This is a genomic window from Actinokineospora bangkokensis, from assembly GCF_001940455.1.
GTDB lineage: Bacteria > Actinomycetota > Actinomycetes > Mycobacteriales > Pseudonocardiaceae > Actinokineospora > Actinokineospora bangkokensis.
The window spans coordinates 62,864-77,547 of the sequence record NZ_MKQR01000003.1 but is presented as its reverse complement, the minus strand read 5'-3'; the positions used below and the strand labels follow the sequence as shown (position 1 = coordinate 77,547).

The window sequence follows — 14,684 nt, the reverse complement described above, 5'->3', positions numbered from 1 at the left end:
GCCCGAGCGGTAGCCGGGCTGCACCGGCCCGCCGCCCCCGCCGCCCCCGGCCGCCGCGGCGGCACCCGCGCCCGCCGCTGCCGGGGGCATCATCGGCGGGGTGCCGCCCCCGGGACCACCCGGGCCCGCCGCCGTGCCGACGCCGGTGGGCGGGGTCGGCTGCGTGCCCGCGCCGGGGACGCCCGCGGTCGGCACGGGCGTGGCCGCCACGGGCAGCCGCGGCGACCCGCCGACGCTGACGCCGGGGACCTTGGCCGCGTAGCCGCCGCCGGAACCTCCGCCGCCGAGCGCGGAGTAGCCCCCCGCGCGAGCGGCGTCAACCGCCGCCGACTGGGCCGGGGTGAGGCCGCCCGCGGTCGGCAGGAACGGCGTGAAGCCGCCGCCGACCGACGGCGTGCTCGCCGGGTACCCGCCCACCGGGGCCTGCGGCAGGGTGGGGGCGATCCCGCCGCCACCACCAGCCAGGCCACCGGCGAGGGACGGGTTGGCGCCGCCACCGGTGGTGTCGATGCCGTTGGGATCGATGCCGCTCAAGCCACCGCCGGGTGCCGTGGCGCGGAAACCGCCGCCCCCGGCACCGCCCGCACCGCCGCCCGCCGCGCCACCACCACCGCCAGCGCCGCCTGCGGCACCGCCGCCACCACCGCCCGCAGCCCCGCCGCCACCGCCACCAGCGGCGCCTCCACCGCCCGCGGCGCCCGCGCCACCCCCGCCGCCTGCGCCCGCACCACCGGCGCCCCCGGCACCACCGCCGGGCATCTGCTGGGTCCAGTCGGCGCCGCTGGTCGCGGCCTGCACCGCGGCGGCCGCGGCCGTGTAGCGGGTGCCCAGCTCGTCGAGGGTCGCCCCCGACTCGCGTTGCAGACGCAGGATCTCCTGGCCCGCGGCGTCGGCCTCGCCCCGGGTGGCGAAGGTGGTCGCGGCGAGCCGGTCGGCGGTGGCCTTGTTCGCCACGACCTTCGCCCTGGCCACGCCGATCTGCTCGACGACGGCCTGGATGGCCCGCTGCGGGTTGGCCGACTCGATGGTGTGCGCCCACAGGTCGAGCTGGCGGCGCCCGCCGCGGGCGCGCTGCACGAAGCCCTGCCCGGCCGCGTCGGTCCAGGCGGGCTCGATGCGGTCGGTGGCCGCGCCCACCGAGCGGGCCGCCTCGGTCAGCTCGGCCACGGCGTCGGTGTAGACCCGCGCCTTGGCGGTCAGCGCGCCGGTGTTGCCCGCCTCGGCGGTGACGATGGCCAGCTGCCGGTCCAGCGGGGTGTCCTGGTAGCTCATCGGGGACCGACCTCCATCGGCTCCTGGGGCGGCGTCGGGTCGTTGGCCAGGGTGGTCCGCATGGTCTCGCCGCCCAGCACGGCGAACCCGGTGCGGCTGGCCTCGTCGGCGTCGAGGTAGCCGCGCCCGCTCGCCGCCGCGGTGCTGTTGTAAGAGCGGATGCCCTGGTCGGCGGTGGTGAAGAAGGCCGCCATCCGCTTGTTCGCCTCGTGGTCGCGGTCGACGAAGTCCGCGCCCTCGGCCATGAGCGAGCTCATGCCGCCCTGGCCACCGGGGGGCGCCTGCGGTCCCTGCGCCGCAAAGGCGCCCATGACCTCCGGCGTCCCGCTCAGGAAGTCGCCTGCCATGTCTCCTCCTGTTCGCTGCTCTGTGCTGTTCACTGCTGAGTGCTGTTCGCTGCTCCGTGCAGTTCGCTGCTGAGTGCCTGCTCCCCGTCTTGCCGGGTCAGCCCTCCGGGGGCAGGTGCGCCAGCTGCACCAGCGTCGGTTCGCCCCGCCTGCTGACCACCCGGCCGCGGCCGGGGGGCAGCGGGCCCGCCTTGAGCCCGCCGAGCAGCGGGCCCTCCTCCTTGTCGCCGGACAGCAGCACGCCGGTGGCGCCCACGTCGCGCAGCCGCGACAGGAACTGCCCGAACAGCGCCCGGCCCGCGCCGCCGGTGCGCCGGGTGACCACCACGTGCAGGCCGATGTCGCGGCCGTGCGGCAGCAGTTCCAGCAGCGGGTCCAGCGGGTTGTCCGCCGAGGTCATCACCAGGTCGACGTCGTCGACCAGGACGAACAGCTCTGGGCCGCGCCACCAGTCGCGGGCGCGCAGCTGCTCGGGGGTCACGTCCGGGCCGGGCAGCCGCTCGCGCAGCCCGGCGGCGGCGTCGACCATCAGCGCCCTGGTGGTGATGGGGTCGCTGCCGAAGCCCAGCAGGTGCTCGCCGCCGACCGCGCCCAGCAGGCCGCGGCGGTGGTCGACCACCACCACCTTCGCCCGCCGGGGCGGGTAGGACGCGGTGATCCGGCGGGCCAGCAGCCGCAGGAAGGAGGTCTTGCCGGAGTCGACGTCGCCGAGCAGCAGCAGGTGCGCGTCGGCGTCGAAGTCCAGCCGCACCGGGGCCAGGTCCGACTCCGCGATGCCCACCGCGATGCGCAGGTGCCCGGGGTCGTCGGTGGGCGGCAGCGCCAGGTGCGGCAGCCGCTCGGGCAGCAGCCGCACCTCCGGCGCGCTCGGCCCGCCCCAGCCCGCGGCCACCCGCGCCACCAGGTCGGTGACCCCGGCGACGAGGTCGTCGGAGGTGGCCCGGCCGTCGACGCGGGGCAGGGCGGTGAGGGCCTGGTGCCTGGTGGCGGCCAGGCAGCGGCCGGGGGCGCCCTCGGGCACCCGCAGCGCCTCCTTGCGGTCGATCGCGGTGTCGATGGGGTCGCCCAGGCGCAGCTCCACCTTGCTGCCGAACAGGTCGCGCAGGTGGGTGCGCAGGTCGAACCAGCGGGCGCAGGTGACCACCAGGTGCACGCCGTAGTTCAGGCCGCGGGTGGCCAGGGTGGTGATGACGTCCTCAAGGTCCTCGAAGTCCTTGCGCAGCGTTGACCAGCCGTCCACCACCAGGAACACGTCGCCGTGCTGGTCGTCGGCCACCCGCCCGGCCGCGCGCAGCGCCCGGTAGCCCGCCATGCCGTCCACGTCCAGCTGGGCGAAGCGGCGCTCCCGCTCGGCCAGCACCGCGGCCACCTCGGCCACCGCCCGGCGCACCGCGCCCGGGTTGGTGCGGCCCGCGACCCCGCCGACGTGCGGCAGGCCGCGCAGCGCGGCGAGCGCGCCGCCGCCGAAGTCCAGGCAGTAGAACTGCGCCTCGGCCGGGGTGTGGGTCAGCGCGAGCGCGGCGATGAGCGTGCGCAGCGCGGTGCTCTTGCCCGAGCGCGGGCCGCCGACCACGGCCACGTGGCCCGCGCCGCCCGCCAGGTCCAGCACCAGCGGGTCGCGGCGCTGGTCCAGCGGCTTGTCGACGACGCCCACCACGGCCTTGAGCGCGCCGTGCCCGGCCCGGTCGACCGGGCACAGCCCGCGCCCGGGGTCCACCGCGAGCGGGCCCAGCAGGTCGTCGAGGGTGGGCGGGTCGTCCAGCGGTGGCAGCCACACCTGGTGGGCGGGGCTGCCGCGCCCGGCGAAGCGGTCGACGAGGATGTCGAGCAGGCTCTCCCCCACCGCGTCCTCGGCCCGCTCGCCCGCCTCCTCCGGCTCCGCCGCCGCCGCGGGGGTGACGTAGGCGGTGGTGTACTCGGCCAGCCCGATCGGCTCGGCCCGGCCGGTGGGCGCCGCCGCGCCCGCCGGGGTGTGCACGCCGGAGACGTAGGCGGAGCGGAACCGCGCCATCGGCTCGTCGCCGTAGCGCAGGAACCCGTGGCCGGGCGCGCGCGGCAGGGAGAACGCGTCGGGGACCCCCAGCACCGTGCGGCTGTCCATGTCGGAGAACGTGCGCAGGCCGATGCGGTAGGACAGGTGGGTGTCCAGGCCGCGCAGCCTGCCCTCCTCCAGCCGCTGGCTGGCCAGCAGCAGGTGCACGCCCAGCGAGCGGCCCACCCGGCCGATCTGGACGAAGATGTCGATGAAGTCCGGGCGCGCCGACAGCAGCTCGCTGAACTCGTCGATGACCACGACCAGCGTCGGCACCTCGACCAGCGGGGCACCGGAGGCGCGCGCCTTGTCGTAGTCGCGCAGCGAGGAGAAGGTGCCCGCCGCGCGCAGGAGCTCCTGGCGGCGCACCAGCTCACCGGTGATCGCGTCGGCCATGCGGTCGACCAGGGGCAGCTCGTCGGCCAGGTTCGTGATCACCGCGCTGGTGTGCGGGAGCCGGTCGAGCCGGGTGAAGGTGGCGCCGCCCTTGAAGTCGATGAGGGCGAAGTTCAGCGAGTTCGGCGGGTGGGTGATCGCCAGCGCCAGCACCAGGGTGCGCAGCAGCTCGCTCTTGCCCGAGCCGGTGGCGCCGATGAGCAGGCCGTGCGGGCCCATGCCGTCCTGGGCCGACTCCTTGAGGTCGAGCTCGATGGGCGTGCCGTCCGGGCGGATGCCGAAGCGCACCCGCAGCTTGTCCCGGTTGGGCCGCTGCACCCAGGTGTCCTGCGGGTCGAAGGCGTACGGGTCGCCCAGGTCCAGCAGCTCCTCCAGGCCCAGCTCGGTGGCCAGCGGCTGCTCGCCGCGCGCGCCCTCGGTCAGCCGCAGCGGGGCCAGCTGGCGGGCCAGCGCCTCGGCGGCGGCGACCGGCAGGTCGTCGGCGCGGCCCAGCTCGACCTCGCCGTCGGCGGTGCTGCTCGACAGCGCGCCGTCGGCGGCCACGTCGAGCACCACGGTGCAGCGGTCGGGGGCGCGCGGCGGCACGGTGGTGAGGTCGACGACGGTGGCACCCTCCACACCGGACCCGGCGACCAGGTGGTCGGACCCGGCGACCGCGCCGCCGTCGAGCACCACCACCAGGTGCGGCCCGGCGACGCGGGTGCCGCCCTCCTCGGGGTCGAAGCGCGGGCGGTTGCCCAGCAGGTCGTCGAGCACCGCCTCCAGCATCGGGATCGTGGGCGCCACCAGGCGGATCGGGCCGAGCGCGTCGGCGCGGTCGGGGTGCAGGGCGTGCGGCAACCACTTCAGCCACTCCCACGCCGGGCGCCGCTGCGGCGAGGCGCACACCGCGATCCGCAGGTCGTCGGGGGCGTGCAGGGTGGCGAGCTGGCCGAGCACCGCGCGCACCAGGCCGACCGCGGCCTCCCCGCCGCGCACGTGCACGCGGCTGAACCCGTTGACCGCCATGGCCAGCGGCAGGTCCGCGACCGCGGAGTGGGTGGTGATGAACCGGCGCAGCGCCAGCGCGGAGAGCGGTTCGAGCTGCTCCATCGGCTTGGTGTCCGGGGCGACCAGCGCGGTCGCCAGGCTCTGCCTGCCGGTGCCGATGCGCGCCACGCCGAAGTCGGCGTCGCCGCGGCGGCGCTCCCACAACCGGTAGCTGGCCGCCACCGACCACAGCACGGCCGGGTCGGGGTGCAGGTAGTCCAGCGCGGTGCGCTGCCTGCGCGCGGTGCGCCGCACCCGCACCCGGTGCTGGGCCAGCGCGCGCAGGTAGAGGCGGCGGGCGTTGCCCATCTCGCGCTTGCTCGGGCCGCCGCCGTTGAGGAAGCCGATCCCGATCATGATCAGCATGGACACGCCGAACAGGCCGAACACCACGTAGCGCAGCGCCCCCAGCCCGGACCCGCCGACGCCGCCGCTGAACATCAGCACCATCGCGGTCATCATGAGCACCATCGGCAGCGCCATCAGCGCCTGCGCCCACTGCCGACCCGGTGGCGGGGGGATCTCCGGCGGCGCGTCGAGCAGCAGCTCGCCCGCGGGCATCTCCGGCGCGGGCCTGCGCAGCGGCCTGCGCACCACGACTGTCGCCATCGCCTCCCCTTCCACCGCTGGTGCCCGGCGATCGTCGCCGCCGCCGACCGCGCGCGGCGGCCGGTGGCAGGAAGGTGCCGGGGCACCGGGCCGGGGCCGCGCCCGCGGTTAGCGTCGGCGCACCGGCTGAGCAGACGTGAGGAGCAGACATGGCAGGTGACGCCCTCTGGGGCACACCCGAGGACCTGGCCGCGGCCGCGAAGGCGGCGGGGTCGTCGGTGTCGGCCATCCAGGGACACGTGACCAACATCGAGAACCAGGTCAACGCGCTGATGGCGTCCTGGCGCGGCCAGGCCCCCGGCGCGTTCATCGCGCAGCACGAGAACTGGCGCCGCGACGTCGACGCCCTGATGCGCGAGCTGACCAGGGTCGGCGAGGCGACCGGGGTCTCCGGCAACGCCCAGCAGCAGGCCGACGACACGTCGGTCCAGGCGATGAACGGGCCGGTCGCCGCCGGCCTGCGCTTCTAGGAGGAGGCAGCACCATGGGCGAGATCAGGTACCAGTTCGGGGACCTCGGCGACGGCAGCAGCGCCCTGGCCAACACCGCCAACGGCGTCGCCGCCGAGAAGGACAACTGGGGGCGCACGGTCGGCATCACCGCCGAGACCTGGCGCGACGTCGCGGGTGGCCGCTTCGTCGAGCTGGGCCACCTGTGGGACCAGGCCGCGGCCTCGACCACGGAGTTCCAGCTGGCGCTCTCCCGGGCCGTTGCGCAGGCGCAGGCCAACGGCCAGGAGGCGCTGGGCCGCGCGATGTCGGCGCTGGGCTGACCCGGTTCCGCACCGCGTGGCGGGCCCCGGAGCGATCCGCTCCGGGGCCCTTCGCCTTATCCGCTGGGGCGCCCTGGGCACATACCACGACAGGTTTGTGGAACCGGGTCTAGTGCCGCACGCGTTCGACCGGGGGCGGCGGGAACAGGAAGACCTCGTCCGGCGGCTCCACGCGCGCAGGCGCCGCGGGCAGCGCCGTGCGGCGCGCGGCCAGCCACCGGGACCTCCGCCCGCGCGGGGCGACCAGCGCCCACACGGCCGCGACGACGATGGCCAACGCCACCACCCCGACCCCGATCACCGCAGAGGACCCCGCGCGCTGCCACCACGCCTGTTCGCGCAACGCGGCCTCATCGACGGGCGGGTCGGTGACCGGGGGCATCGCCAGGGGGCCTTCTGCGGCAAGGCGTTCCGTGACAGCGCGGTACGGGTCGACGACACCGGCGCCGTATTCCGCGCTGCCCCTGCCCCCGCGCGCGGGGGACGCCGTCGCGGTGATGCGCGCGGCGACCTGCGGGGCGGTCAACTGCGGCCACGCGGAACGCACCAGCGCGGCCGTGCCCGCCACGAACGGCGCTGCGAAGCTGGTGCCCGTCCAGTAGGCGTGCCCACCCGCGCGGGCCGCGGCGAGCACCCCCTCGCCCGGGGCGACGACGTCGACGTACGGGCCGACTTGAGAACCGCGCGAGCGCGCACCGGAGATGTCGACCGACCCCACCCCGAGCACGCCGTCGTACGCGGCGGGGAACGACGGCCCGCCCCCGTCCTGCTGCCGGTTGCCCACCGCCGCGATGACGAGGACGTCCCGGCTCTGCGCGTACCCCACCGCGTCACGGATCGCCGGGTAGTCGCCGTAGCCCGACAGCGACAGGTTCAGCACCCGCGCGCCCTCGTCCACCGCGTAGCGGATGCCCCGGGACACCACGTCGACGTCGATGGGGATGGGGTCGCCGCCGTCGGTGAACTCCCGGTCGCTGACCCGCACCGGCAGCACCCGCGCGTCCGGGGCCACCCCGCGGAAGGCGACCCCCTCGGCCGGGCCCGCCGCGATGATCGACGCCACCGCCGTGCCGTGCGACTCGCAGTCGAAGTTGCCCGGCAGGGTGCCCGCCAGGAAGAAGTCGCGCCCCGGCAGCACCCGCCCGGCCAGCTGCGGGTGGTCGGCGTCCACCCCGGAGTCCACCACCGCCACCGCGACCCCGGCGCCGGTGCTGTGCGCGTGCACCCGGTCCAGGTCGAGCAGCTGCTGCGCCCACGGCACCTGCGGCACCACCGGGCGCCCCGGCTCGGGGTCGCGGCAGGCGCCAGCGGGCGGGGCGGCTGCGGCCGGGAGGGGGGCGAGGGCCAGGAACGCCACCGCGGCCAGGGCCAGGGCGGTGCTGCGACGGCTCATGCCCCGCATCCTGCGGCCCGCACCGGCCCCGCAGGTGGCGCCGGCCGGTTGCGGCCGGCACCGCCCGCGCGCGCCCAGGGCGGGGTGAGGCTGTCGGCACGACGGCACCGGAGGTGGGCCCGTGATCGGGGCGGACGGCAGTGCGGCTGGCGGGCACCAGGCGCTCACCGAGCAGGTGATCGCGCTGCGCGAGGGCGTGGACGGCATCCGGGCGACCGGCTGCTCCGGCGACGGCAACGCCACCGCCACCGTCGACGGCCGGGGCCAGCTGGTGGAGCTGGAGCTGGACCCGCGCGTGTTCCGCGCCCCGGACTCCGCCGCGCTGGCCGCCTCGGTGCTGGAGGCGGTGCGCGCGGCCACCGAGCGCTCCCGCCTGGAGGCCACCCGGTTCGCCGCGGGCCTGCTGCCCGAGCGCGACCGCGCGGGCCTGGACCCGGTGTTCGACCCCGCCCTGCGGCTGCTGGACCGGCGCCGCGACCGGAAGCAGAGGTGATCGCAGTGCCCGGCATCGACCGCGACGGCGGCGGCATCGACATGTTCCCCGACCTCACCGAGGCCGCGGTCGACGCGATCGGCCAGGCGGGCTCGGCGCTCGACGCGCAGTGGCGCGGCAAGCTCGGCGAGATCGCGGGCCTCGACAGCCAGCTCGGCAACGGCCCGATGGGGGTGGCCGTGGCGGGCCAGTACAACCCGTCGGTCGACCAGATCACCGCGGGCATGGACCAGACCAGGGACGCGGTCACCCAGAGCGTCGACCTCGGGCACCGCTGCGTCGGCATCTACGTGCAGGCCGACCAGCAGAGCGCGGGCGGCTTCGGCGGTTAGGGGCCCACCGTGGGGATGCGGGAGCCCAACGACAGCTACGGCTTCTGGGAGACGGTCAAGTACTACTCCATCGACCAGCTGTGGCCACCGGACGACGAGGACGTCGCCTGGCAGCTCGCGGCGGCGTGGAAGTCCGCCGCCGAGCAGGTCGAGCAGGGCGCCCAGCTGATCGACACCTGGCTCAGCCGGGTGCCCGGGGCGTGGCCGGACCTGGCCGGGATCCAGTACAGCGACAGCGGCAAGGTGCTCGGGCAGAACTACCGCGAGCTGGCCACGGCCATGCGCGGCCTCGCCGACGGCGCCCAGCAGTACGGCACCGCGCTGCGCGAGACCAAGAACTCGATCCTCATCGAGATCGCGGTCAACCTCGCGCTCTACATCGCCCTCTCCGCCCTCCCCGGCGGCGCCCTGCTCGCCCACACCCTCGCCAGGGCCGTCGCGGGCAGGCTCTCCGCCCTGGTCATGCGCGCGGCGGGCGCCTCGGCGGGCGCCTTCCGCACCGGCGCGGTCAGCGCACTGGCCACCCTCACCCGCGGCGGCACCATGGCGGGCTTCGAGATCGCGGGCGAGGCCGTCGAGGAGACCGTGCTCAACCTCGCCCAGCAGGGCATGCGCATCGCCGAAGGCCGCGCCGACGGCATCGACGCCGCCGAACTCGGCACCGCGGCCGTCACCGGCGCGGTCGGCGGCGCCCTCGGCTCAGGTCTCGGCACGGCAGCGGGCGCGGTGGGCAAGCGCCTCAACCTCCCCACCCCCACCACCCCCGGTGGCCGCATCGCCGCCGCCACCGCCGGTGCCGCGGCCCAGAACGCGGTGGTGTCCCCCACGGCCAACCACGTGGTGCAGTCGACGCAGAACGGCACCAGCATCCTCGACGGCCAGGCCTACGCCAAAGCCCTCAAGGACGGCGCCATCCCCGCGGCCGCCATCGGCGGCATGCGCGCCCACACCGTCTCCACGGTCCAAGAGCTCAACCTGGGCAACCTCGGCCGCGCCCCCAACCTCGGCCCCGTCCCCGCCCTCGAAGCCTGGGGCGACACCGGCTCCGGCCCCGTACCCCCCACTCCTGCCCCTGCCGCCCCCGCCGCCGACCCCACCTCGGCCACCCCCAGCACTCCAGCCCACTCCCCAGGCGGCTCCCCCACCGCCACAGCCCCCAACACCACAGCCCCCACCGACCCCGGCACCACCGCAGGCGGCTCCCCCAGCGCTTCCACCGCCACCACCGCCAACCCGGCCGCCACCCACACCGGCGCCGCCACCAACCCAGGCGCCACCCACACCAACCCCGGTGCCGCCAGCACCGGCACCGCCCACACTGGCGCCCCCACCACCAACACCGGCGTCCCCCACACCAGCGCGCCCACCACCGATCCCACCGCTATCAACGCCGGCACCTCCAACGCAACCGGCCCAGCCACCCACCCAGGGGCGACCCACACCAGTGGCCCCACCACCACTCCCGGCGCGGCCAGCACAGGCGGCCCGGCCACCCAGCCAGGTGCCGCCCACACCAGCGGCCCACCCGCAGGTCCCGGCGCCACAGCACACCCCGGCTCATCAGCAGGCGCCCCCACCACCCACAGCCCCACCCACCCCGGCGCCACCACCGCTGACCCGAGCCCCACCGACCCCCACGGCACCACCACAGCCACCAGCGGTGCCGATGCCACCACCAACGGTTCCAGCACCACCGGCGACCCCACCCACCACAACGCTTCCACAGTGGACAGCAACGGCTCCCCCGCGCGCCACACCGAAGCAGACGCCAACACCGCAGCACAACAGATCACTACCCCCACTCAACAAACCCCCACCAGCGCAGCACTCGACACCAACGCAACTCCCCACGGCGCCATCCCCCCAGCAGCCACCACCGTCGGATTCACCGGCACCGCAGCGGCAACCCCCAACACCCCCACACCCGCCACCCCGACAGCACAAACAGCTCCCCCGACCCACACCACGGCCAACTCGACCCACACCACCACCGAAGCCCCCCGCCGCACCACCAACAACCCCACCACCGAAGCACCAGAAGCCACCCCCTCAACGCCACCCCAAGAAGCATCCACAACCCCACCCCCCGCAGAGACCCCCGAAGCCGCCACCACGGCCCCATCCTCCGAAACCTCCGCCACAGCCCCAACCCTCACCGCAACTCCCAACACCACCACCCAGCAGGCTCTCGCCGCCCCGCTCCCCGCAGGCACCCCAACCCCCACACCGCAGCCCACTGCCCAGTCCCCCGCTCCCACCCCAAACCCCCCGGCCCGCACTGTCTCCTCCCCAACCGGCACCAGCACCACAGGCACCACCCCCGTCGCCAACACGACTGCACCCCACAACCCCCGCCGCGCCGCTCCCACGCCCCCCAGCGCAGCTACGCCCCACAGCACCCCGCACACAGCGACTCCCGCACCCACCCCCGGCACCGCCGCGCCGAACCCCCCTCGCCGCTCCACAGACACGGCAACTCCCACGGCCGGGCAGCACACAGCACGCGCTGTTCCCCCGCGCTCGCAGCAGAACACCTCACCGTCCCCCACCAACGACAGCCAACCGTCCCCCGCCACTCCACCCCCCACTGCGGAAGCAGCTCCGCGCCGCTCTCCCAGCACGACAACGCCCGCCCCTGACACCCCGGCCCCTCCCCCGACTCAGGACAACGACCCTCCGCCGCCGCCCAACCCGCCGGACCCCCGCGGCGGCGGCAGGCCGTCGTTCACCGGCCACGTGGCCCCGGTGCCGCACTCCGACCTCGACATCGCCCCCGACTCCCCCGCCGACCTGCGGATCGTCCCCGATTCCGCCGTGCTCGGGCGGTTGCGGGGCATCCCCGAGGTCGACGCCGTGCAACCGCTCGGGGCGGGGCGGTTCCTCGTCGAGCTGCGCAGCGGTCACACCGTCGTGGTGTCGGTGCTGCGCGGGCCGACCGCAGACGACCACCCCGCCGACTTCGCCGTCGACGGCGTGGCCGGGCGCGTCGTCGTGTCGACCGCGCTCCCGCCCAGCGCGGTGGAGCAAGTCGTGGTCGACGCGGTCGCGCAGATCGCGCAGAGGCTCGGGGGCAACGACATCGCTCAGGACCGGTTGGCCGAACACCGGTTCCCCGGCACCGACACCGGCCTCTCGCCAGCCGACCACGGGCGTCAGGCCGAGCTGCGGGCGCTCGACTCCCGGCTCACCGAGGCGCGGTTGGCGCGCAGGCGCGCCGTGGCGGGGGAGATGCGGGCGCTCGTCGAGCACCTCGGGCTCAACGAGGCGCAGCCAGGGCACGCGGAGCGGCGGGCGCTGCTGGACCCGGACGTCGCGCGCATCCTGGACGAGCGCGGCGACCTGCTGGCCAAGCGGCCGCGCTGGGCCACCAAGGACCCGACCACGCTGCCGCCGCTGCGCGCCTACGTGCACCAGGCCGTGATGCAGGCGCTGCCCGGCACCTTGGCGAGCACCGCCGCGATCCTGACCGCCGCCCCGCAGGCGGGTCCGATCGGCGGCATCGCGGTCGGGGTGGCGGCGCTGGGCACGGCCGCCGTGGGCACGTGGGCCCACCGGTGGTTCGCCACCCGGCAGAGCGAGGTGTCCAACGCGCAGAACGACTGGGCCACCGAGGTCCGCGAGCGCGACGCCGCGGAGCTGATGCGCGGCCAGTACGCGCCGCTGCTGGACCGGGTGCCCGGCGACGTGCGGCCGGGCGCGCGGGAGTTCCAGCCGGGTGAGCGGCCGGAGCCGGTGCAGCCGCTGCGCAACCGCATGCTGCCCCGGGTGCTCCCCGCTGTCGGCGGCACGGTCGCCGCCGCCCCGTTGCTGCTGCTCGGGTTGCCGCCGATCGCGCTGGTCGGGCAGGCGGGGCTCATCGCGGTCGGGGCCCTCGCGGCCGTGGCCGACCGGTGGCTGATGACCCGCGAGCTGGAGCACTCGGTCGCCGTCTCCGACGGCATCAAGCGCGAGGCCGCGGCCCTGCGGGCAGCGGCGGACAAGGCCCTCGCCGAGGAACTGTCTGTGCTGCTCGACCGGCTCAACCGCGTGGCGGGCGCGACCCCGTACCCCGCGGGCGCGCCGTCGACCCCGGCGACCTCCGACTCGGTCACTCCGACCCTGCCGCTGGGCCCGTACGTGGCGGCGGCGCTGCCGGAAGGCGTGGGCACCTTCGCCCGCGGCCTGGAGGGCATGCTGCGCAACCTCGACGGCCCGTTGCAGGTGGCGGTGCTGCGGTTCCTCGTCGGGTCGATCGCGAACCCGCTGCTGGAGCGGATGCGCGCCACCGCCGACTCGGCCGCGGCCGCCCAGCAGCGCCAGTACGACGCCGCCACCGCCCAGCTCGACCAGCTCGCCGTCGACACCGCCCAGGCGCGGGCGGTGCTCACGGCGATCGACCACCAGGTGAGCCTGCTGGAGCAGCGCGCGGGCCTCCCGCCGCAGGCGCAGGCGCACTCCCCCGCCCGCGACGCGGTGGAGCGAGCCGCCGAGCAGCTGCGCGCGTCACTGCCGGAGCAGCGCCCCCGGGGCATGCGCACCCTAGGCGCCCACCTGTGGCACGGCGCCCTCACCTCCAGCACCACCGTGGCGACGATGGTCGCGGGCACGGCGCTGTTCCACCAGCCCTGGGCAGGCGTGATCGTCGGCGCGGCCGCGGGCACGGGCGTGCTGGCCAGCTCGGTGAGCCGCTACCTGTTCCGCCGCGCCGAGCAGACCGCCGCCGACTACGAGGCGGCCGCCGGCCAAGCGGGCGACCGGCTCACCACCAGCGCCGAGAGCGCCGCGCTGGCCCGCTTCCTCACCGAGTTCGCCGCCCGCCAGGCAGCGCTGATCGAGCACGGCACCCCGCCCTCGCGCCCGGTGGGCATCCCCGTCGACCTGGGTGCGGCCCACCCCGGCTACCCGGACTTCGTCTCCGCGTCCGTGCGGCTGGAGCGCGAGGAGCTGTACTCCCGCCCCGGCCCCTTCGGCATCCTGCGCGAACGCCTGGCCGCCCTGGACCGCATGGAGGTCCTGGCCGACCGCCTGCGCGCCCTCGACGCCCGCGCGGCCGACCCCGGCACCACCCCCGCCGACGCCGAGGCCGCCCGGCGCTCCCGGCGCGTGGTGGAACGCGCCTTGCACCGACTCCGCTCCGACTACCGGGTCCTCATCCTCGACGGCACCTCCATCCCTCCCGATTCCGAACACGACAACGCCGTCCGCGCGGCCCTGCACGGCACAGCCCCGGACAACCCCGGCCCCGACGACCCAGGCCAGCACCCCCTGCCCGGCCAGACCGGGGGCGCCCGCCCACCCGACGACGGCACCATCCGCGGCTACGAGCGCACCGACCGCTGGGCCACCGACGCCTACGAGGCCATCCGCACCTCCGACGACGTCAACGCCATCGTCGCGCACCTCACCGACAGAACCCGGCCCGACGGCACCCGCGGCTTCACCCGCTCGGAGGTGGAGCGGGTCAAGCGCCACATCTTCGAGGACACCCACCCCCTCGAAGCCGCCGACGGCACGACGGTCCACGCCCGCTTCGACCCCAACGCCGACATGGCCGAGGCCTGGCTGCGCCTCCGCGCGGGCCGCGCCCTCCCCGAGGACGTCGCCCTCCTGGAGCACGAACTCGCCGAGGCCCGCCACTGGCGGGACAACCCGTCCGCCACCTACCGGGAAGCCCACGAGGCCGCCAACCAGGTGTCCCGGTGGGAGGATCGAGTCCCGCCGTCGAGCCGGGAGGACTACTCGGAGCCGTGGAGGTGACTGCTCGTGGCCATGCGCGTTGAGCTGGTGAAGGAAGCCGAGACCGAGGCGGACGTGCGCTACCGCTTCCAGGCGGAGGGGGGTGCCGTGCGACACCTGGTGCTGGACAAGGGAACGGAGACGATCGCACCCGTGGATGGTGTGCGGGACGGGGTGTTCCGGGGGGCCGCCTCGGCGCTGGCCCGGTCCTGGGTGGGCTCTGGTGTCGCGCCGGAGCGGCTGGTGCACCAGAGCTGAGCTGCGGTTCAACGAGTGGAAGACCCGGGGTTCTCC

Annotated in this window: 10 protein-coding genes; 6 read left to right on the top strand and 4 right to left on the bottom strand. The window is 76.0% G+C overall.

What is annotated here, in order from left to right; all coding sequences use genetic code 11:
* The 3 genes from BJP25_RS34485 to eccCa form a co-directional block, all read right to left on the bottom strand.
* The coding region (locus BJP25_RS34485; RefSeq protein ID WP_408607084.1) for a hypothetical protein at positions 1 to 1,272 on the bottom strand (1,272 nt) is incomplete at its 3' end.
* On the bottom strand, positions 1,269 to 1,619 hold the full coding sequence (locus tag BJP25_RS01925) for a hypothetical protein (protein ID WP_075973018.1): 351 nt from the start codon (positions 1,617 to 1,619) through the stop codon (positions 1,269 to 1,271). The genes BJP25_RS01925 and BJP25_RS34485, both read right to left, overlap by 4 nt.
* Before the next feature lie 97 nt (positions 1,620 to 1,716).
* Positions 1,717 to 5,685: a type VII secretion protein EccCa gene (gene eccCa / locus BJP25_RS01920; RefSeq protein ID WP_075973017.1), complete on the bottom strand. Its 3,969-nt coding sequence runs from the start codon at positions 5,683 to 5,685 to the stop codon at positions 1,717 to 1,719.
* A 149-nt stretch (positions 5,686 to 5,834) separates the two neighbouring features.
* Between eccCa and BJP25_RS01915 the strand changes: the two genes are divergently transcribed.
* Positions 5,835 to 6,155: a WXG100 family type VII secretion target gene (locus tag BJP25_RS01915; protein WP_075973016.1), complete on the top strand. Its 321-nt coding sequence runs from the start codon at positions 5,835 to 5,837 to the stop codon at positions 6,153 to 6,155.
* Positions 6,156 to 6,169: 14 nt separating this feature from the next.
* On the top strand, positions 6,170 to 6,457 hold the full coding sequence (locus BJP25_RS01910; RefSeq protein WP_075973015.1) for a hypothetical protein: 288 nt from the start codon (positions 6,170 to 6,172) through the stop codon (positions 6,455 to 6,457).
* 109 nt (positions 6,458 to 6,566) lie between these two features.
* On the opposite strand, the gene mycP is transcribed toward BJP25_RS01910, so the two are convergent.
* The gene (mycP, locus tag BJP25_RS01905) at positions 6,567 to 7,850 is read right to left on the bottom strand and encodes a type VII secretion-associated serine protease mycosin (RefSeq protein ID WP_332888623.1); all 1,284 of its coding nucleotides are present in this window, start codon (positions 7,848 to 7,850) and stop codon (positions 6,567 to 6,569) included.
* Between the two features lie 121 nt (positions 7,851 to 7,971).
* Here mycP and BJP25_RS01900 point away from each other — a divergent pair, with 121 nt between their 5' ends.
* The 4 genes from BJP25_RS01900 to BJP25_RS01885 are packed head-to-tail and all read left to right on the top strand — an operon-like array spanning position 7,972 to position 14,648.
* Positions 7,972 to 8,343, top strand: a complete 372-nt coding sequence (locus BJP25_RS01900; protein ID WP_075973013.1) for a YbaB/EbfC family nucleoid-associated protein — start codon at positions 7,972 to 7,974, stop codon at positions 8,341 to 8,343.
* Positions 8,344 to 8,348: 5 nt separating this feature from the next.
* Positions 8,349 to 8,675 (top strand): hypothetical protein, encoded by a 327-nt coding sequence (locus tag BJP25_RS01895; protein WP_075973012.1) that lies wholly within the window; start codon positions 8,349 to 8,351, stop codon positions 8,673 to 8,675.
* Between the two features lie 15 nt (positions 8,676 to 8,690).
* Positions 8,691 to 14,411 (top strand): WXG100-like domain-containing protein, encoded by a 5,721-nt coding sequence (locus BJP25_RS36055; protein ID WP_075973011.1) that lies wholly within the window; start codon positions 8,691 to 8,693, stop codon positions 14,409 to 14,411.
* A 6-nt stretch (positions 14,412 to 14,417) separates the two neighbouring features.
* Entirely contained in the window at positions 14,418 to 14,648 is a 231-nt protein-coding gene (locus BJP25_RS01885) for a hypothetical protein (protein ID WP_075973010.1), read from the top strand.
* Positions 14,649 to 14,684 lie beyond the last annotated feature (36 nt).